The following is a 20,968-nucleotide window of genomic DNA, read 5'->3' as shown; positions in this document are numbered from 1 at the left end:
ACGTCGCCCTGGCCGGTTACCCGCTGTCCGAGGCCCTCTTGTCCGACGCCGGAGCGCGGTGGAGTATCGCTGGGGTGACACTCACACGGGGCGCGAGAATCACCGGGGCCGTCCTCTGTTGCGTGCTCGCGCTCATGGTCGCGGGCTGGGTCGTGCGGGACTTCAGGGCCGTCGGCGAACCACTCGACCTGCTGCGGTACTGGGCGGGTTACGCCGACGCGCGCCCGGACGCGCTGCCCGCCACCTCGCAGAGCGACCTGGTCCTGCTCGTCGTGTACGTCTTCGCCGCGACCGCGGCCCTGCGCTCGTCGGTGGCCGCTTCGGCGCTCGTCGCGACTGGCGTCGTCACGCTCCTGTTCCGGCTGCCGGGCGTCTGGAGCATCGGCGCCGGCTGGATGGACGGGCGGTACGCGGACGAGCTCCGCACCAGGGCCCTGATCGGTACGTTCGTGGCGCTGGCCGCCGCGCTCGCCCTCCTCGTCACCGGAGCGGCCGGCCGCGGGCAGTCGGAGGACTTCTACGAGCCGAAGCCCACCAGGCCGGGCCAGGGCGCCTCCGCCGTCGCCTTCCTGGCGCTGGGCGCGGCCGGGGCGGTGATGATCGCCTGGGAGATCCGCCAGGTGTTCACCTACCCCGCCGCCCTCTATCCCGACTGGTTCGTCGGCGGTCCTGGCGTCCGCATGGAGCTGACCGCCGCCCCGCCGGGCTGGACCGCCGCGACGGTCGCCCTGCTCTGCCTTGTCGTGGCGGTCAGCGCCCTGGTGCACGCCGTCCACACCCGGACCCTCGGGGTGATCGTGGCCGGATTCGTGCTGACGGCCGGCTCGTGCGGCATCGCCCGCGCAGTGCACCACCGGCTCCCGGAACACTTCGCCGAGCTGGGCACCGAGCTCCAGCTCACCCTGCTCTCCTGGTGCCTGCTGGCCGTCGCGGGGGCGGCCGCCCTGATCGCCCTGGCCCGCAGAGGCTTCGAGGACGTCCCCGTGGGCCCCCAGCAGGGGTACGGCCCCGCGCAGTACGGGTACCCGCCGGACGGCGCCGCCGGCCCCGGCTACGGCTACCCGCAGGGCGGTGCCCCGGGACAGGGCCCCGGCTACGGCTATCCGCAGGGCGGTGCCCCGGGACAGGGCCCCGGCTACGGCTATCCGCAGGGCGGCGGGTCCGGACCGCCGCCGCCCTCCTCCCCGCCGCCCGGGTGGTGAGCGGGCCTACGCCCCCGTCAGTCCCAGCGAGCGCTTGAGGAAGTCGACCTGGAGCAGCAGCAGGTTCTCCGCGACCTGCTCCTGCGGGGTCATGTGGGTCACCCCGCTGAGCGGCAGCACCTCATGGGGCCGCCCCGCCGCCAGCAGGGCCGACGACAGCCGCAGCGCGTGCGCGACCACCACGTTGTCGTCCGCGAGGCCGTGGACGATCATCAACGGCCGTACCTGCTCCGCGGCTTCGGACAGCCCGTCGTCGGTCATCAGGGCGTTGTGGGCGTACACCTCGGGCCGCTCGGCGGGATCGCCCAGGTAGCGCTCGGTGTAGTGGGTGTCGTACAGCCGCCAGTCGGTCACCGGCGCACCGGCGATCGCCGCGTGGAAGACATCGGGGCGCCGCAGCACCGCGAGCGCCGCGAGGTATCCGCCGTACGACCAGCCGCGCATCGCCACCTTCGAGAGGTCCAGCGGGAAGCGCCCGGCCAGTGCGTGCAGGGCGTCGATCTGGTCGTCGAGGGTGAGCGGGAAGTTGTCCTTGATCGCCTTCTCCCAGCCGGGGGACCGGCCGGGCGCGCCCCGGCCGTCCGCGACGACCACGGCGAAGCCCTGGTCCGCGAACCACTGGGAGGTGAGGTGGGCGTTGTGCGCGGCGACCACCCGGCTGCCGTGCGGCCCGCCGTACGGGTCCAGCAGGACCGGAAGCGGACCATCCGATTCCTGGTATCCCGTGGGGAGCAGCACGGCGCACGGAATCCGCCGTGCGCCCCCCTCGGTGAGCTGCACGTTCGCCGAGAGAACCGGCTCCTCCGCGTACGTCGCCACGAGGGCGGCCCGCTTGCCGTCCCGCAGCACCTGCGCCGACCAGCCGGGCCGGTCCGGGCGGGCCGAGACGAGCACGGTCACCCCGCCCGAACGTACGGCGGTGTGCACACCCACCCCTTCGGAAAGTCTTTCGATACCGAGCTCGTTGACCCGGTAGACGTGGCTCTGGCCGGTCTCCGGATCGGTCGCCTCCTCGCCCGCCGTCGCCGACACCAGGATGTCCGACGCCCCGATGTCGAGCACCGCCTGGATGTGCAGCTGCGCCCCGGTCAGGAGCCGGTCACCGACCGCGAGCACCCGCGCCCCGCCCTCGTCGGCGATCCTCACGAGCCGGCCGTCGGGCGCCCACGCGGGCACCCCGGTGAACAGATCCAGCCACACCTCGTCCTCGTCCACGTGCACCACGCGCGTCGCACCGGTCTCGGCGTCGACGGCCAGGTGCAGCTGACTGCGCTGGTCACGGGCCTGCACGAGGAGCAGCGGAGCGCCCGCGGACGACCAGTGCACCTCGGCCAGATACGGATAGCGCACGCGGTCCCAGGCCACCTCGGTGCGGGCCCCCTCCAGGTCCATGACGAAGAGCCGCACCTCCGCGTTGGCCGTGCCCGCCGCCGGGTACGCCGTCTCGGCGGGCCTGCGGCCGGGGTGCGCGGGATCGGCGATCCACCAGCGCTGTACGGCGCTTTCGTCGACCCGGGCGACCAGCATGCGGTCCGACTCCGGCGACCACCAGAAACCCCGCGAGCGCTGCATCTCCTCGGCCGCGACGAACTCTGCCAGACCGTACGAGACATGCGCGTCCTCCGGTTCGGCGACCGCTCGGTCACCTTCGCCCCCGGCGTCCACGACCCGCAGCGCGCCCCGCGCGACGTAGGCGATGTGGCGGCCGTCGGGAGAGGGCCGGGGGTCGATCACCGGGCCGGGAACGGGCAGCGCCCGCGCCGTCCCGGCCCGCAGCCCGGCCACGTAGACCTTCCCGGAGAGCGCGAACGCGGCCAACTCGCCGGCCCCGTCCACCGCGTAGCCCACGATGCCCGCCGAGCCCTCCCGGCTCCGCTCGCGGCGGGCCCGCTCCTGCGGTGACAGCCTCTCCGCCGAACCGCCGAGCAGCGCCTCGGGGTCGGCCGCGATCCGCTCCTCACCGGTCGAGGGGTCGAGGACCCACAGCCGGTTCGTCCGGTCGGTTCCCGAGGCCGAGCGCAGGAAGATCACCCGCGTCCCGTCCGGTGAGACGGTGAATGCGCGGGGAGCGCCGAGCGTGAAGCGCTGAGTCCGGGCGTGCTGACGGGGAAAAGACAGCTTTTGGGAGGTCATGGCCCTGAACATAGAGCGTCGTCCCGGCTGTCCGGGCGTTCCAGGAGCGGGTCCGTGCGCCCCTCGTGCTGCTGTGCCCCGAACAATGCGTTGGCACGGATAGTTATGATCCGTAGCGCTCGGTGGGTAAGAACCTGCTGGCTCCATGTGTGCTGCCCGTCCCGACCGTACTGATGGAGGTGAACCGCCGTGGCACTCTCGATTTCGGCGGTGGTGCTGCTGGCGATCGTCGTCTTCCTGCTGATCCGGAAATCCGGACTGAAAGGTGGACACGCGGTGGTCTGCATGTTGCTCGGGTTCTATCTCGCCAGCTCGTCGGTCGCCCCCACCATCTCGGACCTGACCTCGAACGTGGCGGGCATGATCGGGGGCATCAAGTTCTGAGCCGTGGGGCGGTCGGTGCGTGAAGCCGGTGGCTCGTAGGGTGGTGCCATGAAGGACTTCCCCGCCCGCCGTCTGCTCCTGGTGCACGCGCACCCCGACGACGAGTCGATCAACAACGGCGCCACCATGGCCAGGTACGCGGCCGAGGGCGCCCACGTCACCCTGGTGACGTGCACGCTCGGCGAGGAGGGCGAGGTCATCCCGGCGGAGCTCGCCCACCTCGCGGCCGGCCGGGACGACACCCTGGGCACCCATCGCATCGGTGAACTCGCCGCCGCGATGCGGGAGCTCGGGGTCACCGACCACCGATTCCTCGGCGGCCCCGGCCGCTACCGGGACTCCGGGATGATGGGAACCGAGCAGAACCACCGCCCGGGCGCGTTCTGGGACGCCCCGGTGGACGAGGCCGCCGCGGATCTCGTCGAGGTGATCCGCTCGGTGCGTCCCCAGGTCCTCGTCACGTACGACCCCGACGGCGGTTACGGCCACCCGGACCACATCCAGGCCCACCGCGTCGCGATGCGCGCGGCGGACCTGGCGGCCGACCCCGCGTACCGCCCGGAGTCCGGCGCCCCGCACACGATCGCGAAGGTCTACTGGAACCGCGTACCGCGCGCCGTCGTGGAGAGCGGGTTCGCCCGCCTGCGGGCCGAAGCCCCCGGCGTCTTCCCGGGCGTCGCGGCCGTCGACGACGTGCCGGGTGTGGTCGACGAGAAGCTGATCACCGCCGAGATCGACGGCTCGGACGTCGCCGGTGCGAAGACGGCCGCGATGCGCGCCCACGCCACGCAGATCGCGGTGGACGGCGCCTTCTTCGCTCTCTCCAACGACCTCGGACAGCCCCTTCTCACCACCGAGTACTACCAGTTGGTCCGCGGCACGGCGGCGCCCGACGACGACGGACGCGAGCGCGACCTCTTCGCCGGTGTCCCGGTACCGGCCGGCACCGCGGGAGCGAAGGCATGAGCAGTCGGCGTCCCCGGGCCTCCTCGCCCGCCCCGCGCACCGGCGCACCGCCCAGGAGCCCCGCGCCCACGGGTCTGGCGGCACCGCTCGACCCCGCCCGGATCGCCGGTTACGTCGGCCTTGCCGTCCTCGGCGCCCTCGTCGCGCTGGCGGGCACCCTCGTCCAAGCCGCCTGGTTCCCCGGCGGTTTGCTGATCGCCCTCGCCGCCTGCGCCGGACTCTTCTACGGCGGCCGGGTACTGGTCGGTACGCAGTTGGGCGCGCTGGCCCCCGCGGCGGGCTGGCTCATCGCGGTGGTGCTCCTGCTCAGCGGCCGCCCCGAGGGCGACTACGTCTTCGGCGACGAGCTCGGCCTGGCCCTTTTCCTGCTCGGCGGGATGGGTGTCGCTGTGATGTGCGCCACCACGTCGCGACTGCCGCAATCAGCCACCAACACCGGCCGACCTGGCCCCTGATGTGCTGTGTCCGACACCTGTGCGACCCCCGCAGGTGTGATGCCGAGGTGGAGGTTTCCCCCGGTGGCGGAGTGTCCGGTGGCGTCGGCCAGTATGGTGGTGCGCGCGCCGAGCCGTCCCCTGGCCTGCGGCATGGGGGAAGTACGGGCGGCGGAGCCAATCGGGAGAACCTGCTTTGAGTCGTGAAACTGACAGTTCGTCCTCCGGGCCCCAGGGTCGCGGTGGAGCCGCGTATCCGTCGGGCACGCCGCCGTACGGATCCCGCCAGTATCCGTCGCTGCACCCGTCGCAGGACGCCACGGAACCGGCTCCGGAGCCCGCGGACCCGCCGCGGCCCGAGGAGCCCAGAACCGAGACGACGCTGACGACGCGCATCCGGATCAACATCCCGGGCTCGCGGCCGATCCCGCCCGTCGTGATGCGCACGCCGATGGGTGACGGCGACACGTCCGGCGGCCGTCCGGACGCCGAGCGCACGGGCAGCACGCCGCGCCCGGGTGCGCCCACGCCGTCCGCCACGCCTTCCGCCGCCAACGGCGCGGCGAGTGCCGCGGGCGCCGACGGACGTGACGGCGGCGGCGCCGAGCCGCCCGCCGACAAGTCGGGCAGGGAGAAGAGCGGCAGCGACTGGTTCGCCCCGCGCAAGGCACCGACGACCACCTCGGTGGCGGCCTCCTCCGGCACACCCGCTGAGGGCTCCGGTCCGGCGCCGACTCCGCCCCGCGCGGACCTGCCGTACTTCTCGGACGCCCCGCAGCAGGCGGGCGACCAGGGCGCACCCCGCTCCGGCCGCAGCGCCCTCGACGACCTCGACGGGCCGGGCGCCGGCGCGCCGGGCGGTCCCGGTGTTCCGGGCGGCTCACGCTCCACCCCGAACCTCGGCGTGCGTACGCCGGGTCCGGCGGGCCCCACGACCGGACCCGTCAGCGGCAGCTCGTCCCTCACCCCGAACCTCGACGGGGTCCACGGCATGGGCCCCGGCCCGGCCTCCGGTGTTCCCGGCGGTCCTGCGGGCGCACGTTCGCCGTTCCAGGGCGGCCCCGGTGGCGTACCGCCACGGATGTCCGACGACACGGCGATCCTGACGCCGCAGCCGCCGGCCCCCGAGCCCGGCCCCGGCGGCCATGTCTCCGGCGACACGCTGACCAGCGGCATCCCCGTCGTTCCGACGGACGCCCGCTCACCGTTCCCGCCCCCCGGCGGTCTGGGCGCACGCTCCGACGCCGCCATGGGCAGTGGTCCCGGGGGCCCCGGGGCCGTGGCGCCCGCCCCCGCTCCCCGGCCCGTCCCCAAGGCCGCCCCCGCGAAGAAGGGGCGCTCCAAGCTGGTCCTGCTCGGCGTGGGCGCCGTCGTCCTGGCCGGTGTCGCGTACGGTGCCGGCCTGCTGCTGAACCACTCCGAGGTGCCCAAGGGCACCACGGTCCTCGGCGTCGACATCGGCGGCGGGACCAAGGAGGAGGCGGTCACCAAGCTGGAGGCGGCTCTCGGCGAGCGCGCCACGGCCCCCCTCGAACTGTCCGTGGGCGGCAAGACGGAGAAGCTCGAACCGGCGAAGGCCGGACTCACCCTGGACAGCCAGGAGACCGTCCGCGAGGCGGCGGGCAGTGACTACAACCCCGTCTCGGTGATCGGCTCCCTCTTCGGCGGAGAGCGTCCGGCGGACCCGGTCATCCCCGTCGACGAGGAGAAGCTCGGAGTCGCGCTGACCGACCTGGCGGGCATCTCGGGTACGGCTCAGGACGGCACGATCAAGTTCGAGCCGAACAAGGCCGTCGCGGTTCCCGGCAGGACGGGCAAGGCGCTGGACGTCAACCAGTCGCTGATCTCGGTACGCGATGCCTACCGCGCCCAGGTCCAGACGGGCGAGGCGGGCGTCGTCGAACTGCCGGTCACCAGTCGTGAGCCGAGCATCACCCAGGCCGAACTGAACCGGGCGATGAAGGAGTTCGCGCAGCCCGCGATGTCCGGTCTGATCACGATCAAGGCCGGACCCAAGCAGATCCAGTTCGGCCCCGCGCGGTCCCTGCCCCAGATCCTGTCGATGAAGGCGGTCGACGGCCGCCTCGTCGACCACTACGACAAGAAGGCCATCGACACCCTGCTCGACGGCGTCTTCGACGGCGTCCTGGCCGTCAAGGGCGACGGAAAGAAGCACCAGGTGGGACCGGACGACGTGGCGCAGGCCATGAAGACCGCGCTGGCCGGCAGGACGGCGGCCGAGCGGACCGTCACGATCAATCTGGACGGCAACGGCTGACCAGCCCGCAGCAGCCCTACGAGCGCCCCCGGCCGGACTTCTGGCCGGGGGCGCCGTCGTACCGGGATGTGGCACCCTTCCAGGTCCGCACCCCGAGAAGGAGGATCCCGTGCCGACCAGCTGGAGCCTGACGATCGACTGCGCGCGCCCGGCCGAGCTGGCCAGGTTCTGGGCGCTGGCGCTGGGATACGTCGAGAAGCCGCCGCCGGCCGGGTTCGCCGACTGGAACGCCTGGTTCGCCCACCACGAGATCCCCGAGGACGAGTGGGACGACGGGGCCTATCTGGCCGATCCGGACGGTACGGGCCCCGGCATCTCCTTCCTGAAGGTGCCGGAGGCGAAGGTGGTGAAGAACCGCCTGCACCTGGACGTTCAGGCCGGAGGCGGCCGCGAGACGCCGTGGGAGGTGCGCTGGCCGCGCGTGGTGGCGGCGGTCGAGCGGCTGACGGCCGCCGGAGCGACGGTCATCCGCGAGCACGAGATGCGGGGCAGGCCCGACCACGTGGAGATGGCGGACCCGGAGGGCCACGAGTTCTGCGTGGTCTGACCCGGATCCGGACACCGCCCGGCACGGCCGGGAGCGGGGGCGTCGGTCAGTGGGTCGTGGAGGCGTACGCGAAGAGGCCCACCACGCCGGTGACGCAGACGATCACGACCCAGGAGGTGAAGCTCCTGGGTCTCGTCCTGCGGGGCCTGCGCGGCTTGCGTCCCTTGCTCCCGCCCCGGTCGGCCCCCTGGGCCCGGTCCCGTACCGGCCGGGTCGGCTCGGCGGCGGCATCGGCCAGCAACCGGCGGCAGGCCGCCGCCAGTTCGCCCGTCCCCGCGTCGAGGCTCACGATCTGCTCCGAGCGTGCCGGGGCGGTCGTGCCCCCTTCGAGGATCCGGCCGACCCGGACCAGGGCCTCGTTGCGGCCCGCGGTGGGCGCGAGGCTGATCCAGCGCTGCACGTGCTCACCACGGATGACGACGCCTCCGCCCCGCTCGCGGTACACGGTGTGCTCCCGCCACAGGACGTTGGCCAACTCCGTCGCGATATCCCTGAGTTGCGTAGACACGCACTCCCCCTCCGCAGTCCCCCGGATTCGAACAAGCACATGACTTTAGCCATAGGAGGCACCCTGTGGGCCGTCGGGTCCGGTCGGCGGCCACGGGAACGCCGGCCGAGCTGCAGCGGCGCATATCGTGAGTGAGAGCAGTTGGACACCATCTGGACCTCGCGTCTGCGCGCGGACCACACCACCGACCTGCTCACCGCGTTCTACGCCGCGCGCCGCGCGGGGGCGCCGGCTCGTGGTGACCCACGTCGGACCGGCATCGCACCCGCGGACGCGGTGTCACGCGCGGAGGCGTCCTTCGGCGGACCGGGCGAACACGCGGCGCCGGGACGCCCGTTCGCATTCAGTGGTCGAGGTCGATCCTGACGGTCAGCAGATTCGTCCCGACGGCCCGCACCGCGGCGCTGTTGAACAGCGGCAGCTCGCGGAGCCGCGCCCGGGGATCGTCGTGCGGGAGCAGCTGGGCGGTGCCCGTGTGCCACCGCCTTCCGATCCGGACCCGGACCTTGGGGTCCGCCTGGATGTTCCTGACGTACTGCGCCTTCTCGCCGAACTCCGAGACGATCCAGAAGGCCTGCCCGACGCGTCGCCCGCCGACCGGGGTGCGCCGGGGGAGCCCGGACGTACGCCCCGTCGTCTCCAGGAGGCACTGCGCCGGCATCCGGGTGGCGAGCGGATTGACGACGCGCCTCTGCAGCGCCGTGACGGCACGGAACTTCAGCTCGCGGTAGCGCGACATACGTGGTCCTCCCGGACTCCGGAGTGTTTCGTGGTCAGGCGCGTTCGATCCGGGCCCGGGTCCCGCCCGGTCCGAACGGACGGCCCCGGGGCCTCTCGTTCTGATCATGCCGGGCTCGCGGGGTCCCGATCCGGCCGAGAGGCACTAGTTCAGCCGCGCCCGGGCCGCCTGGGCGCGGCGCCGGACCGCCTCCGCCGTCGTCGGTTCGACCGTCTCGACGACCTCCGCGTACGCCTCCATCTCCGCCGCCCCGCGCAGGAACTCCCCGCGCTGCACGAGGAGCTGGGCCCGCTCGTAGCGCAGCCTCGCCGGATGGGAGGGCAGCAGCAGCGACAGTTCCAGCGCCCACAGGGCCACGTCCGTGCGTTCGGGGCGGGCCGCGGCCCAGGCCCGTACGTTGTTCAGGATCCGCAGCACGATCTCCAGCGGTCTGGCGGGCACCAGCATCGACGGCTCCAGGGGCCCTCCGGTCGCCCCGGCCACCAGCAGCTCGGCGTCCTGCCCGCTCATCGGCGCCCCGCCGGCGAACGGGTCGGCCAGCACCCGCTCCTCCGGATCACCGAAACCGACCACGAAATGACCGGGTAGCGCCACCCCGTACACCGGTGTGCCCGCCCGCCTGGCGACCTCGATCCAGACCACGGACAGCAGGATCGGCAGCCCGCGCCGCCGTCGCAGCACCTGCTGGAGCACCGAGGACTCCAGCCGCTCGTAGTCGCGCGCCGAGCCGGCGAACCCGCAGCGCTCACCGAGCAGTCCGGCGAGCACCGAGGCCCAGGAGCGGGCGTCGCGTGCCCCGTAGGGCAGCAGTCCGGCCAGCCGGTCCAGTTCGATCTGTGCGGCGTCGATGCCGTACGGGTCCGGGCCGGCCGTGTCCGTGGGCGCCGGAAGCGCCTCGGCGCCCAGCAGCAGGCAGAGCAGAGCGAGATCCGGCCGCTCGGCCCGCGCCTCGTCGGCGAACTGCCTTCGGCGTCCGCCCTCGTCCCATTCCTGATCGCTCATATCCGGCCCGTCCCCCGCTACGCCGGGCGGAAGTGGTGGTAGCGGTGATGGGCGGCGAACCCCATGCCGTCGTACAGCGCGCCGGCGGCCCCGTTGTCCGTCTCCACCTGGAGCCAGGCGGCCGACGCACCCTCGTCCAGCGCCCGGCGGGCCAGCGCGGTCATCACGGCCGTGGCGAGGCCCCGGCGCCGGTGCCCGGGGGCGACCTCGACCGCCATGAACCCGGCCCAGCGCCCGTCCACCACGCACCGGCCGATCGCCGCCGGGGTCCCGCTACCCGCTTCGCCGGGCACGGTCGCGAACCACACGGACGGCCCGCTGTTCAGGACGGCGAGCACCTCGGGCCCCGGCGTGTCGAACCGCTGGTACCCGGCCAGCCACACCGCGTCGGCCGCCCGGCTCAGCCGCACCTGTCCGGTGTCGGCGTCCCGGTCGCCGATCGGAGCCAGCGCCGCGACGCGGACGTCGGCCGACACCTCGCGCTGCCAGCCGCGCCGCTCCAGTTCCGCGCACAGCCGCTCCTGCGTGCCCTCGGCACCGGTCGCGGTCTGGATGTACGCGGGCAGCCGACGGGCCCCGTACCACCGGCGGACGTGGTCCAGCGCCTCGTCGAGCGGAAGGCCCGGGTCGCCCAGCGGGAGCACGGAGTTGGCGCGCCTGGTGAACCCGTTCGCGGCGCGCAGCCGCCAGTCGCCCAGCGGTTCGCTCTCCACCGGCTCCCACGCACGGGCCGTGATCCGGGCAAGCTCGTCGAAGGAGGCCGCCGGGCCCCGGCGGCGGGCCGGCGCGGCCGGGACGACCTTCCCCGCCACCAGAGACGATTCCGCGATATGGACGGTTTCCCCGCTCCTCGGTGTGACCGACAGCACATGATCGTCCCATGATGTGAGAACCCCGACCGCGTCGGTGAACTTCGAGCCCTTGTCGGCCTCGTCCGACACCCTCCTCACCGAGACGCGTTTTCCCACGTCAGCGGGGGTGATGCGGACCTCCATCCGTCCGCCCATGGTGAATTCCACAGCTGTGTCCGCCCCTCCTGTTCGGATCGTGCCCGGGAACGGAGATACTAGGGGCGGGCATCGACCACGCCGCGCTCCCGCGCGAGAGCCAACGCCCTACCGAGGAGGAACGACAGCGTGACCTACGTCATCGCGCAGCCTTGTGTCGACGTAAAGGACAAGGCCTGCATCGAAGAGTGCCCCGTCGACTGCATCTACGAGGGCTCCCGGTCCTTGTACATCCACCCGGACGAATGCGTCGACTGCGGAGCGTGTGAGCCGGTCTGCCCGGTCGAGGCCATCTTCTACGAGGACGACACCCCGGAGGAGTGGAAGGACTACTACAAGGCCAACGTGGAGTTCTTCGACGACCTGGGTTCGCCCGGCGGCGCGTCCAAGCTCGGTCTCATCGAGCGCGACCACGCGTTCATCGCCGCGCTGCCGCCGCAGAACGGCTGAGCAGCGGCCGCACAGGCGCCACCCGGTCCCGTACGGCTTGTCACCGTGCGGGACCGCGGTGTTTCCAGGCCCTGTCCGGGGCCGTCCGCCGCCCGACCCGCGTAACGAGATACACGAGAAAGCAGAGACCCGTGTCTGCCGCAGTCTCCTCCCGTCTCCCGGTCTTCCCGTGGGACAAGCTCACGCCCTACAAGTCGACCGCCGCCGCCCATCCGGACGGCATCGTGGACCTGTCCGTCGGCACGCCCGTCGACCCGGTGCCCGAGCTGATCCGGCGGGCGCTCGCCGCCGCTTCCGACAGCCCCGGCTACCCGACGGTGTGGGGGACCGAGGCGCTGCGTGACGCACTCACGGGCTGGGTGGAACGGCGTCTGGGCGCGGTCTCCGTGGCGCACGGCAACGTCCTGCCCGTGGTGGGCTCCAAGGAGCTGGTCGCCTGGCTGCCGACGCAGCTCGGCCTCGGTGCGGGCGACAGGGTGGCCTACCCGCGGCTCGCCTACCCGACGTACGAGGTCGGCGCGCGGCTCTGCGGCGCCGAGCCCGTCGCGTACGACGACCCGACCGAGCTGGACCCGGCCGGACTCAAGCTGCTCTGGCTCAACTCGCCGTCCAACCCGACGGGCCGTGTGCTGCCCAAGGACGAGCTGGTCCGGATCGTCGCGTGGGCCCGCGAGCACGGCGTGCTGGTCTTCAGCGACGAGTGCTACCTCGAACTCGGCTGGGAGGCCGAGCCGGTCTCCGTGCTCCACAGGGACGTCTGCGGAGGGACGTACGAGGGGATCGTCGCCGTCCACTCGCTCTCCAAGCGTTCCAACCTCGCCGGATACCGTGCGGCGTTCATCGCCGGTGACGCGGCCGTCCTCGGCGAGCTGCTGCTGATCCGCAAGCACGGCGGGATGATGGTCCCGGCGCCCGTCCAGGCGGCCACCGTCGCCGCTCTCGGGGACGACGGCCACGTCGCCGAACAGCGGGTCCGGTACGCGGAGCGGCGTGCCGCGCTGCGGGCGGCGCTGGAGGCGCACGGCTTCCGGATCGAGCACAGCGAGGCGAGCCTGTACCTGTGGGCGACGCGCGACGAGCCGTGCTGGGAGACCGTGGCGTATCTGGCGGAACTCGGCATCCTGGTGGCCCCTGGCGACTTCTACGGGCCGGCCGGCGATCACTTCGTACGGGTGGCGTTCACCGCGACCGACGAGCGGGTGGCGGCTGCCGTCAAGCGGCTGGTCTGACCGCCGCCGCACAGCGGGACGGCGAAGGGCCCCGGGAGTGCGCACTCCCGGGGCCCTTCGCCGTGTGATGTCCGGCGGCGGGTCAGTTGAGGGGCAGGCCCTGCACGGGCAGTCCGCCCAGGCTGTCGGTCGGCAGACCGCCGCCCACACCCTCGGTGGGCAGGCCGCCCTCGGTCGCGGAACCGGCGGCCGAGCCGAGGATCTCCCCGGTGGAGCCCGCGGTCCTGCCGGCGGCCTCCTGGGCGGCGGGGGCGGCGACGGAGCCCGTCTTGCCGACGGTCTTGCCGGCAGCCGGGACGGCCGTGCCGACGATCCTGCCGCCGGTGTCGCCCGCGGCCTGGGTGCCCTGCTGGGAGGCGCCGTCGAGGGTGCTGCCGAGGCCGGCGCCGTCCAGTGAGGTGACGCCGCCCAGGTCCGGGGTCTGCGGGAGCCCCGCGGCACCTGCTGCGCCGGCCGCACCGACCACGGGGGCCGCACCTGCGGCGATCAGCAGCGCGGCGCGGGCGATCCGACGGGTCAGGGGGAGGGACATGATGCTCCTTCGACGGTGTTCAAGCGGTGATCGGACACGCTGACAACCGGTCCGGGGGCGGGGAAGGTTGCGGTGCGCCGAGGTAAAGACTGAGTAATGCGTCCGATAATCCGCAGGGGAAGAACCCGGGCAAACAATGCATTACGCGGTCGCCGGACGAACCGTCACTTCCCTGCGCGCGCAAGGGAATCGGAGCGGACGGACGTGCGGGCGGGAAGGGGGGCCAAGAGGCCGTCCCGCGATCGGCCGGAAGGCCCGTACGGGGGACGGCCCGTACTACTGCGCGAGCCGGATACCGACCTCGGTAAAGCCCGGTTCGTCCTGGTCCGCGTGATCCGTGCTCCAGCCCTCACCGGCGGTCCAGACCCGGTCCGCATAGGCGACCCGGTCGATCCGCAGTGCCCCTGCACGGGCGACCGCCCAGTGGGCCAGCTCCCAGCCGCGCTTGGGCCCCGAGCCTGCGGCCTTCACGGCGGGCCGCACCGGCACCGTGACGGTTCCCGCGGCCTCGGCCCCCGCCGCGACCGCCCCCGGCAGCACCTTCTTGCCGAAGGAGCGCACCAGCTCGGCCCGGACCTCGGCGGCGTCACCGGGCACGGCCTCGGCCGTCGTACCGGGCGAACAGTCGAGCGCGCCGGGCGCGCGACCGGTCAGCGCGGCGGCCAGCAGCGCCGCGTCCGGCTCGTGCTTCGCGTACGCCTGCGGGAAACCGCTGCGCTGCACGCGCTGCGCGGCGACCGTCAGTGGCAGCCGCGAATAGCCGGGGACCTCGGCGAGGTGGTCGTAGAACTTCCCCGACGCGTACACCGGGTCCATGATCTGCTCCGGTGTTCCCCAGCCCTGCGAGGGGCGCTGCTGGAAGAGTCCGAGGGAGTCCCGGTCACCGTGGCGGATGTTGCGCAGCGCGGACTCCTGGAGCGCGGTGGCGAGCGCGATCGTCACCGCGCGCTCCGGCATCCCTCGCGTCGTTCCCACCGCCGAGATCACCGCGGCGTTGGATGCCTGCTCCGGACTCATCCCGTACGTGTGCCCCTCGCCCTCCGGTCCGTCGGCCGACCGGACGACACAGCGCGGCGAGCCCTTGCTGCCGGTGACGTACTGCACGGCCAGGTAGCCGGCCAGGGCTGTGAGCACGGCGAAGGCGGCCGTGAGGCGCAGGAGGCGGCTACGGCCCGGTCGGGAACTGGCGGAAGTGGCGGTCCGGGGCACGGGGCCACCGTACTGGAGGGACCGAGCGGCCCGACGGGGACGTCCCTTAGGGTCGTGGGCATGGCGGAAAGCAAGCTCGACCTCACCCTGGACGGCCCCGCGCTCACAGCCCGGCTGGTCGACTTCCCGTCGGTCAGCGGCAACGAGAAAGCCCTGGCCGACGCTATCGAGGAGGCGCTGCGCGACCTCCCGCACCTGACCGTGGAGCGGTACGGGAACAACGTCGTGGCCAGGACGAACCTGGGCCGCGGCGAGCGCATCGTGCTGGCGGGGCACATCGACACCGTGCCGATCGCGGACAACGTCCCTTCCCGGCTGGACGAGGACGGCGTCCTGTGGGGGTGCGGCACCTCCGACATGAAGTCGGGCGTCGCCGTACAGCTGCGGATCGCGGCGACGGTGCCCGACCCCAACCGGGACCTGACGTTCCTCTTCTACGACAACGAGGAGGTCGCCGCCGACCTCAACGGCCTGGGACACGTGGCCGAGGCACATCCCGACTGGCTGGAGGGCGACTTCGCCATCCTGCTCGAGCCCTCCGACTGCGAGGTCGAGGGGGGCTGCCAGGGCACGCTGCGGGTCCTCCTGCGCACGGCGGGGGAGCGGGCCCACTCCGCGCGCAGCTGGATGGGCTCCAACGCCGTGCACGCCGCGGCCCCGATCCTGGCCCGCCTCGCCGCGTACGAACCGCGCCGGCCGGTCATCGACGGGCTGGAGTACCGCGAGGGCCTCAACGCCGTGGGGATCGAGGGCGGCGTCGCCACCAACGTCATCCCGGACGCCTGCACGGTCGTGGTCAACTTCCGCTACGCCCCCGACCGCAGCCCCGAGGACGCCGTCGCGCACGTCCACGAGGTCTTCGCGGACTGCGGCGTCACCGAGTTCGTCATCGACGACCACTCCGGCGCCGCCATGCCCGGCCTCTCGCACCCGGCCGCCGCGGCGTTCATGAAGGCGGTCGGCGGCACGGCACGGCCCAAGTTCGGCTGGACCGACGTCTCCCGCTTCGGCGCGCTCGGCGTGCCCGCGGTCAACTACGGCCCCGGCAATCCGCTCCTCGCCCACAAGCGCGACGAGCGTGTGCACACCGGACTGATCACCCGGTGCGAGGAGCGACTCCGCTCCTGGCTCACCAGCTGACCCACGGCATTCCCCTGCGCGTAACCTCCGCCGATCTACGCTGATCCGACACAGCCACATCGCAGGTCGGCGGAGGGAGCAGATCATGGGCAACCCGGAGGACGCACGGATTCCCGAGGGCGCGCAGGTCCCCGAAGGTGCGGTCATGCCTGAGGAACAGCGGCTCGGCCCCGTGCTGCGGCGCAGGGACCAGGTGATGCCGGGCACGACCGATCAGCGGCTGCTCGACACCGAGGGCGACTCCGAGTGGGTGCACACCGACCCGTGGCGGGTCATGCGCATCCAGTCCGAGTTCGTGGAGGGATTCGGCACGCTCGCCGAACTGCCGAGCGCCATCAGCGTCTTCGGCTCGGCCCGCACACCGGCCGGCAGCCCGGAGTACGAGGCGGGCGTACAGATCGGCAAGGCTCTCGTGGAGGCGGGGTTCGCCGTCATCACCGGTGGCGGGCCCGGAGCCATGGAGGCCGCCAACAAGGGTGCCCGCGAGGCGAACGGCGTCTCCGTCGGTCTCGGCATCGAGCTGCCCTACGAGTCGGGGCTGAACCCGCATGTCGATATCGGGCTCAACTTCCGGTACTTCTTCGTGCGAAAGATGATGTTCGTCAAGTACGCCCAGGGATTCGTCGTCCTGCCGGGCGGCCTCGGCACCCTGGACGAACTCTTCGAGGCGCTGACGCTGGTCCAGACGGGCAAGGTGACCCGCTTCCCCATCGTCCTGTTCGGCACGGAGTACTGGGGCGGCCTGGTCGACTGGCTCCGGAACACGGTGATCGCCTCGGGCAAGGCGTCCGAGAAGGACATGCTGCTCTTCCACGTCACGGACGACGTGGAGGAAGCGGTCATGCTGGTGTCCAAGGAGGTCGGCCGGTAGAACCCGGTCGCCGAACGCCGGACGGGCCGCACACCCCGCCCGTCCGGCGCTCCCCGACATCCCCTGAGCCGCCGCCCAGGGCGCGCCGGTCCACGTGGCGCCGCCCGGACCTGCCCCTACGCCAGCCCTCGCCGCGCCACCGCCGGCTCCCGGTGCCCCGCGACCGACGCCACCATGTCCAGCACCTGCCGTGTCTCCTCCACCTCGTGCACCCGGTACACCCGCGCTCCCAGCCACGCCGACACCGCCGTCGTCGCGAGCGTGCCGATCAGCCGCTCCTTGACCGGCCGGTCGAGCGTCTCCCCGACGAAGTCCTTGTTCGACAGCGACACGAGCACCGGCCACCCGGTGTCCGTCATCTCGCCGAGGCGGCGCGTGGCCTCCAGCGAGTGCCGGGTGTTCTTCCCGAAGTCGTGACCGGGATCGATCATGATCCCGTCCGGCCGCACCCCGAGCTCCACGGCCCGCTCGGCCAGCCCCACGGTCACCCGCAGGATGTCCGCCATCACGTCCTCGTACGTGACCCGGTGCGGCCGGGTGCGCGGCTCCGCGCCGCCCGCGTGCGTACACACGAGCCCCGCTCCGTACCGAGCGGCGACCTCGGCGAGCTTCGGGTCGACGCCGCCCCAGGCGTCGTTCAGCACGTCCGCACCGGCCTCGCAGACCGCCTCGCCGACCTCGTGGCGCCAGGTGTCCACGCTGATCACCACGTCCGGGTGCCGGCGCCGCACCTCGGCGACGAAGCCGACCGTGCGGCGGGCCTCCTCCGCGGCCGTGACCTCCTCGCCCGGCCCGGCCTTCACCCCGCCGATGTCGATGATCGCGGCGCCTTCCGACACCGCCTGCTCGACCCGGGTGAGCGCCGGCTCGTCGCTGTAGGTCGCACCCTGGTCGTAGAAGGAGTCAGGGGTCCGGTTCACGATCGCCATGATCACCGGATCGTGCGGACCGAATTCGCGCCGACCGAGCCTGAGCGCACCGCTTCGCATCCCGTTTTTCCTCCTCAGTAGGTCGCTGCGACCCTAACTGTCGGTGGCGCATGGCACGATCGGAGCCGGACAGATTTCCGCCCCCGGGGAGATGCGCGTGTTCTGGTTCTTGCTGCTCACGATGGTCGTGGTGGTGGCCGCGGTCACGCTCGCGGTGGTCGGCGGAGGCGGCAGCCCCGTCCTCCAGGACGTGCCGGCGGAGCGGCTCACCGACCCGCTGCCCGCGACGCGCCCGGTCGGCCGCGCGGATGTCGACGCGCTGCGCCTGCCGATGGCGGCCCGGGGGTACCGGATGGTGGACGTCGACGAGGCCCTGGACCGGCTCGGCGCGGAACTCGCCGAGCGCGACGCCCGCATCGCCGAGCTGGAGTCCGCGCTCGCGGGGGCCCAGGCGACCGCGGTCAACGGTCCCGACCTGTTCAAGCGCCCGTCCGAGGAGCCGGAAACGGATCCCGGCGGGTCCGGACCGCACGACGCCGAGGAGGACCAGCGATGAGCACAGGAGCCGAACCGGCCGCGGACGGCGGCCTGCGCTGCCCCTGGGGGCTGTCGACGGAGGACTACCTCGCCTACCACGACACCGAATGGGGCCGGCCCGTCCACGGCGACGACGCCCTGTTCGAGCGGCTCTGCCTGGAGGCCTTCCAGTCGGGGCTGTCCTGGCTGACGATCCTGCGCCGCCGTGAGGGCTTCCGCAGCGCCTTCGCAGACTTCAAGATCCCCGCGGTGGCGGAGTTCACCGACGCCGACAAGGAACGGCTCCTCGCCGACGCCGGGATCATCCGCAACCGGGCGAAGATCGATGCCACCCTCGCCAACGCCCGGGTGCTCGCGGGCTGGGACGAGGGTGAACTGGACGCGCTGATCTGGTCGTACGCCCCCGACGCGGCGACCCGCCCCGCCCCTCGCGGGCTGGAGGACGTGCCGGCGGTCACCCCGGAGTCCACGGCCCTCGCCAAGGAGCTCAAGAAGCGATCGATCCGCTTCGTCGGCCCCACGACGGCCTACGCCCTGATGCAGGCGTGCGGCCTGGTCAACGACCACCTGGCGGACTGCGTCTCACGTGACGACAGGTCCTGAGGCCTCTCGTCACGCGACCGGGTTCGTCCTAGCGGCCCAGGTACTTGGGACGCTCCTTGGCAAGGAAGGCCCGCACGGCGATCGTGTGGTCCTGTGACGCGCCGGCGCGGGTCTGGAGTTCGTCCTCCTTCTCCAGCGCCTCCTGGAGCGTGTGAGCCGCGCCGTAGGCCATGGAGGCCTTGAGCGAGGCGTACGCCACCGTCGGGCCGTCCGCCAGGGCGCGGGCCACCGCGGCGGCCTCCTTCGCCAGATCGGCGGCGGGCACGACCTTGTTCGCGATGCCCAGGTCGAACGCCTCCTGCGCGGTGATCGAGCGCGGGAAGAAGAGCAGGTCCGCGGCGCGGCTTTGGCCGATCAGCCGCGGCAGGGTCCAGGAGACGCCCGAGTCGGCGGTCAGGGCGACGCCCGCGAAGGACGTGTTGAACGCTGCGGTGTCGGCCACCACGCGGTAGTCGGCGGCGAGCGCGAACCCGAAGCCCGCCCCGGCGGCGACCCCGTTGACCCCCGCCACGACGGGCTTCTCCATCTCGGTCAGGGCCCGGACGATGGGGTTGTAGTGCTCCTGGACGGTGCTCAGCGCGTTCCCGCCGCCGGAAGCGGCCTCCGCAAGCTTGGAGACGTGCTCCTTGAGGTCCTGGCCGACGCAGAAGGCGCGCCCGGTGGCGGTGAGCAGAACCGCGCGCACCGCGGTGTCGTCCGCCGCCTTCCGCAGCGCGTCGCGCAGGGCGACCTTGGCCTCGGTGTTCATGGCGTTCATCGCGTCGGGACGGTTGATGGTGATCGTCGCGAGTCCGTCGCTCACGTCCATGAGCACGGTGTCCGCCATGGTGTCGGCCATTCTGATGTCCCCTTACGGCTCCAGGATTGTGCCTGTCCAGGCAAGCATGGCCGACGCGGGGCGGCGAGGGCATGTGACCTGCGTCTAACGATTGGCTCTCACCTGGGGCCCGAAGGCGGCGCAGTATCGCAGCCGGATTGCCGTATTGCGTGGTTTTGAGAGAGTGCGTTGTGCAAGCGATGCCGAGCGATGTTGGTCATCGGGGTCTTTGATGCGGGATAATGGCCAAGAAGCAATGTGTGTTCGATGCCGGTGAGGCAGCGCCTGTCATGGGGCCGCCGGTTGCGATGAGCTGGTTTCAGGAAGGGGAACGAGCATGGCGGCCATGAAGCCGCGGACGGGCGACGGCCCGCTCGAGGTGACAAAGGAGGGGCGGGGCATCGTCATGCGCGTTCCGCTCGAAGGCGGCGGTCGGCTTGTCGTCGAGCTGACGCCGGACGAAGCCGATGCACTCGGCGATGCCCTCAAGAAGGTCGTCGGCTGACGCAGAGACGCCTGATCACTTCACTTCGCGACTGCCCCGGCACGGAATCCGTGCCGGGGCAGTCGTGTTGAGCAGCCCGGGCGGCGGGCCGGGAAACCCGGGCGCGCGGTACGGGCCGGTCCCGGCGGGTCGGGCGCGCGGGACCGGTCAGCCGCGCCGGACGGCGCAGAGCAGCCCGTCGCCGACCGGCAGCAGCGCAGACATCAGTTCCTGGCTCTCCCGGACGGCGCGCAGCAGCTCACGAAGCCGCAGCACCTCGGCGGGCTGGGCCGCGGAGTCGACGGTACGGCCGTCCGCGAACATGCCCTCGAAGCAGACGAGACCGCCCGGTCGCAGCAGGCGCAACGATTCAGCGAGGCAGTCGAGGCTCTCCAGCCGGTCGCCGTCGCAGAAAACGAGGTCGTAACCTCCGTCCGCGAGGCGCGGCAGCACGTCCAGGGCGCGCCCCGGGATGAAACGGGCCCGGTTCGTGGCGAAGCCGGCCGCCCGGAACGCCTGGCGGGCGAACTGCTGGCGCTCCGGCTCAGGGTCGACCGTGGTCAGTACGCCGTCCGGCCGCATTCCGTGCAGCAGATAGATGCCGGACACGCCGGTGCCGGTGCCGATCTCGGCCACCGCTTTGGCGTCCGCGGTGGCAGCGAGAAGGCGCAGTGCGGCACCGGTGCCCGGGGACACCGAGCGGAGCCCTGTCTCGCGGGCCCGTTCCCGGGCCCAGCGCAGAGCTTCGTCCTCGGCGACAAAGGCGTCGGCGAACGCCCAGCTCGTCTGCCGGTTGGCGGTAATGACCCTCTCCTGTCCCCGTAGTTGGCGCAACGGTGACTGTATCCGCTGAACCCGGGAACCCGCAGATGGGACCGGGCGTTATGCAAGGACGCGGGAAAGTGCCTGGACCGGGCCCGCGCGACAGGCCCGGAATCACGCGCCGCCGGGCCGGTCCGGCCCGGTC

At 72.6% G+C, this 20,968-nt stretch carries 23 protein-coding genes; 13 read left to right on the top strand and 10 right to left on the bottom strand.

All coding sequences use genetic code 11. From position 1 onward, the window contains the following. Window positions 1-74: 74 nt before the first annotated feature. Window positions 75-1,202 carry a hypothetical protein gene (locus AB0C82_RS02920; RefSeq protein ID WP_362835636.1) on the top strand — a complete coding sequence of 376 codons (1,128 nt, stop codon included), beginning with the start codon at window positions 75-77 and terminating at the stop codon, window positions 1,200-1,202. Between the two features lie 6 nt (window positions 1,203-1,208). Here AB0C82_RS02920 and AB0C82_RS02915 read toward each other — a convergent pair whose 3' ends face one another. Continuing rightward, a complete protein-coding gene (locus AB0C82_RS02915; RefSeq protein WP_362835634.1) occupies window positions 1,209-3,335 on the bottom strand; it encodes an alpha/beta fold hydrolase in 2,127 nt (708 codons plus the stop codon). 189 nt (window positions 3,336-3,524) lie between these two features. On the opposite strand from AB0C82_RS02915, the gene AB0C82_RS02910 reads away from it, so the two are divergent. From AB0C82_RS02910 to AB0C82_RS02890, 5 genes are all read left to right on the top strand, one after another. After that, entirely contained in the window at window positions 3,525-3,719 is a 195-nt protein-coding gene (locus AB0C82_RS02910; RefSeq protein ID WP_362835632.1) for a hypothetical protein, read from the top strand. Window positions 3,720-3,767: 48 nt separating this feature from the next. Next, on the top strand, window positions 3,768-4,685 hold the full coding sequence (gene mshB, locus AB0C82_RS02905) for an N-acetyl-1-D-myo-inositol-2-amino-2-deoxy-alpha-D-glucopyranoside deacetylase (RefSeq protein WP_362835630.1): 918 nt from the start codon (window positions 3,768-3,770) through the stop codon (window positions 4,683-4,685). Then, window positions 4,682-5,140 (top strand): DUF6113 family protein, encoded by a 459-nt coding sequence (locus AB0C82_RS02900; RefSeq protein WP_362835628.1) that lies wholly within the window; start codon window positions 4,682-4,684, stop codon window positions 5,138-5,140. Before mshB ends, AB0C82_RS02900 begins: the two co-directional genes overlap by 4 nt. Before the next feature lie 175 nt (window positions 5,141-5,315). After that, on the top strand, window positions 5,316-7,397 hold the full coding sequence (locus tag AB0C82_RS02895; protein ID WP_362835626.1) for a hypothetical protein: 2,082 nt from the start codon (window positions 5,316-5,318) through the stop codon (window positions 7,395-7,397). 109 nt (window positions 7,398-7,506) lie between these two features. Beyond that, window positions 7,507-7,944, top strand: coding sequence for a VOC family protein (locus AB0C82_RS02890; RefSeq protein WP_362835624.1), 438 nt, complete (start codon window positions 7,507-7,509; stop codon window positions 7,942-7,944). Between the two features lie 46 nt (window positions 7,945-7,990). Here the strand turns inward: AB0C82_RS02890 and AB0C82_RS02885 are convergent, their stop codons facing one another. The 4 genes from AB0C82_RS02885 to AB0C82_RS02870 form a co-directional block, all read right to left on the bottom strand. Continuing rightward, window positions 7,991-8,452: a hypothetical protein gene (locus tag AB0C82_RS02885; RefSeq protein ID WP_362835622.1), complete on the bottom strand. Its 462-nt coding sequence runs from the start codon at window positions 8,450-8,452 to the stop codon at window positions 7,991-7,993. Window positions 8,453-8,795: 343 nt separating this feature from the next. Continuing rightward, window positions 8,796-9,191, bottom strand: a complete 396-nt coding sequence (locus AB0C82_RS02880) for a nitroreductase/quinone reductase family protein (RefSeq protein WP_362835620.1) — start codon at window positions 9,189-9,191, stop codon at window positions 8,796-8,798. Between the two features lie 144 nt (window positions 9,192-9,335). Continuing rightward, window positions 9,336-10,193: a transglutaminase-like domain-containing protein gene (locus tag AB0C82_RS02875; protein ID WP_362835618.1), complete on the bottom strand. Its 858-nt coding sequence runs from the start codon at window positions 10,191-10,193 to the stop codon at window positions 9,336-9,338. 17 nt (window positions 10,194-10,210) lie between these two features. Further along, window positions 10,211-11,212 (bottom strand): GNAT family N-acetyltransferase, encoded by a 1,002-nt coding sequence (locus AB0C82_RS02870; protein ID WP_362835616.1) that lies wholly within the window; start codon window positions 11,210-11,212, stop codon window positions 10,211-10,213. 117 nt (window positions 11,213-11,329) lie between these two features. Here AB0C82_RS02870 and fdxA point away from each other — a divergent pair, with 117 nt between their 5' ends. Together fdxA and dapC are read left to right on the top strand one after the other, a co-directional pair. Further along, entirely contained in the window at window positions 11,330-11,650 is a 321-nt protein-coding gene (fdxA, locus tag AB0C82_RS02865; RefSeq protein WP_031091138.1) for a ferredoxin, read from the top strand. Between the two features lie 131 nt (window positions 11,651-11,781). Then, entirely contained in the window at window positions 11,782-12,879 is a 1,098-nt protein-coding gene (dapC, locus tag AB0C82_RS02860; protein ID WP_362835614.1) for a succinyldiaminopimelate transaminase, read from the top strand. 82 nt (window positions 12,880-12,961) lie between these two features. Here the strand turns inward: dapC and AB0C82_RS02855 are convergent, their stop codons facing one another. Next, entirely contained in the window at window positions 12,962-13,411 is a 450-nt protein-coding gene (locus tag AB0C82_RS02855; protein WP_362835612.1) for an ATP-binding protein, read from the bottom strand. Window positions 13,412-13,687: 276 nt separating this feature from the next. Continuing rightward, window positions 13,688-14,620, bottom strand: a complete 933-nt coding sequence (locus tag AB0C82_RS02850; protein WP_362835610.1) for a hypothetical protein — start codon at window positions 14,618-14,620, stop codon at window positions 13,688-13,690. Between the two features lie 60 nt (window positions 14,621-14,680). Between AB0C82_RS02850 and dapE the strand changes: the two genes are divergently transcribed. Both dapE and AB0C82_RS02840 read left to right on the top strand, forming a co-directional pair. After that, window positions 14,681-15,760: a succinyl-diaminopimelate desuccinylase gene (gene dapE, locus AB0C82_RS02845; protein WP_362835608.1), complete on the top strand. Its 1,080-nt coding sequence runs from the start codon at window positions 14,681-14,683 to the stop codon at window positions 15,758-15,760. A gap of 85 nt (window positions 15,761-15,845) precedes the next feature. Next, on the top strand, window positions 15,846-16,631 hold the full coding sequence (locus AB0C82_RS02840; protein ID WP_362835606.1) for a TIGR00730 family Rossman fold protein: 786 nt from the start codon (window positions 15,846-15,848) through the stop codon (window positions 16,629-16,631). A 116-nt stretch (window positions 16,632-16,747) separates the two neighbouring features. Here the strand turns inward: AB0C82_RS02840 and folP are convergent, their stop codons facing one another. After that, window positions 16,748-17,620 carry a dihydropteroate synthase gene (folP, locus tag AB0C82_RS02835; RefSeq protein ID WP_362835604.1) on the bottom strand — a complete coding sequence of 291 codons (873 nt, stop codon included), beginning with the start codon at window positions 17,618-17,620 and terminating at the stop codon, window positions 16,748-16,750. Between the two features lie 91 nt (window positions 17,621-17,711). On the opposite strand from folP, the gene AB0C82_RS02830 reads away from it, so the two are divergent. After that, window positions 17,712-18,116, top strand: coding sequence for a DivIVA domain-containing protein (locus AB0C82_RS02830; protein WP_362836997.1), 405 nt, complete (start codon window positions 17,712-17,714; stop codon window positions 18,114-18,116). Continuing rightward, window positions 18,113-18,700, top strand: coding sequence for a DNA-3-methyladenine glycosylase I (locus tag AB0C82_RS02825; RefSeq protein ID WP_362835602.1), 588 nt, complete (start codon window positions 18,113-18,115; stop codon window positions 18,698-18,700). The genes AB0C82_RS02830 and AB0C82_RS02825 overlap by 4 nt, the downstream gene beginning before the upstream one ends. Window positions 18,701-18,728: 28 nt before the next feature. Here the strand turns inward: AB0C82_RS02825 and AB0C82_RS02820 are convergent, their stop codons facing one another. After that, a complete protein-coding gene (locus AB0C82_RS02820) occupies window positions 18,729-19,538 on the bottom strand; it encodes an enoyl-CoA hydratase-related protein (protein ID WP_362835600.1) in 810 nt (269 codons plus the stop codon). A 316-nt stretch (window positions 19,539-19,854) separates the two neighbouring features. On the opposite strand from AB0C82_RS02820, the gene AB0C82_RS02815 reads away from it, so the two are divergent. Beyond that, window positions 19,855-20,022, top strand: a complete 168-nt coding sequence (locus tag AB0C82_RS02815; protein WP_003966491.1) for a DUF3117 domain-containing protein — start codon at window positions 19,855-19,857, stop codon at window positions 20,020-20,022. A 147-nt stretch (window positions 20,023-20,169) separates the two neighbouring features. Here the strand turns inward: AB0C82_RS02815 and AB0C82_RS02810 are convergent, their stop codons facing one another. After that, on the bottom strand, window positions 20,170-20,835 hold the full coding sequence (locus AB0C82_RS02810) for an O-methyltransferase (RefSeq protein ID WP_362835598.1): 666 nt from the start codon (window positions 20,833-20,835) through the stop codon (window positions 20,170-20,172). Between the last annotated feature and the right edge of the window lie 133 nt (window positions 20,836-20,968).

It is taken from the genome of Streptomyces sp. NPDC048560, from assembly GCF_040650955.1.
Taxonomy (GTDB): Bacteria; Actinomycetota; Actinomycetes; order Streptomycetales; family Streptomycetaceae; genus Streptomyces.
Note: the sequence above shows the minus strand (reverse complement) of the source record. Positions and strands in the feature narration are given on the sequence as shown.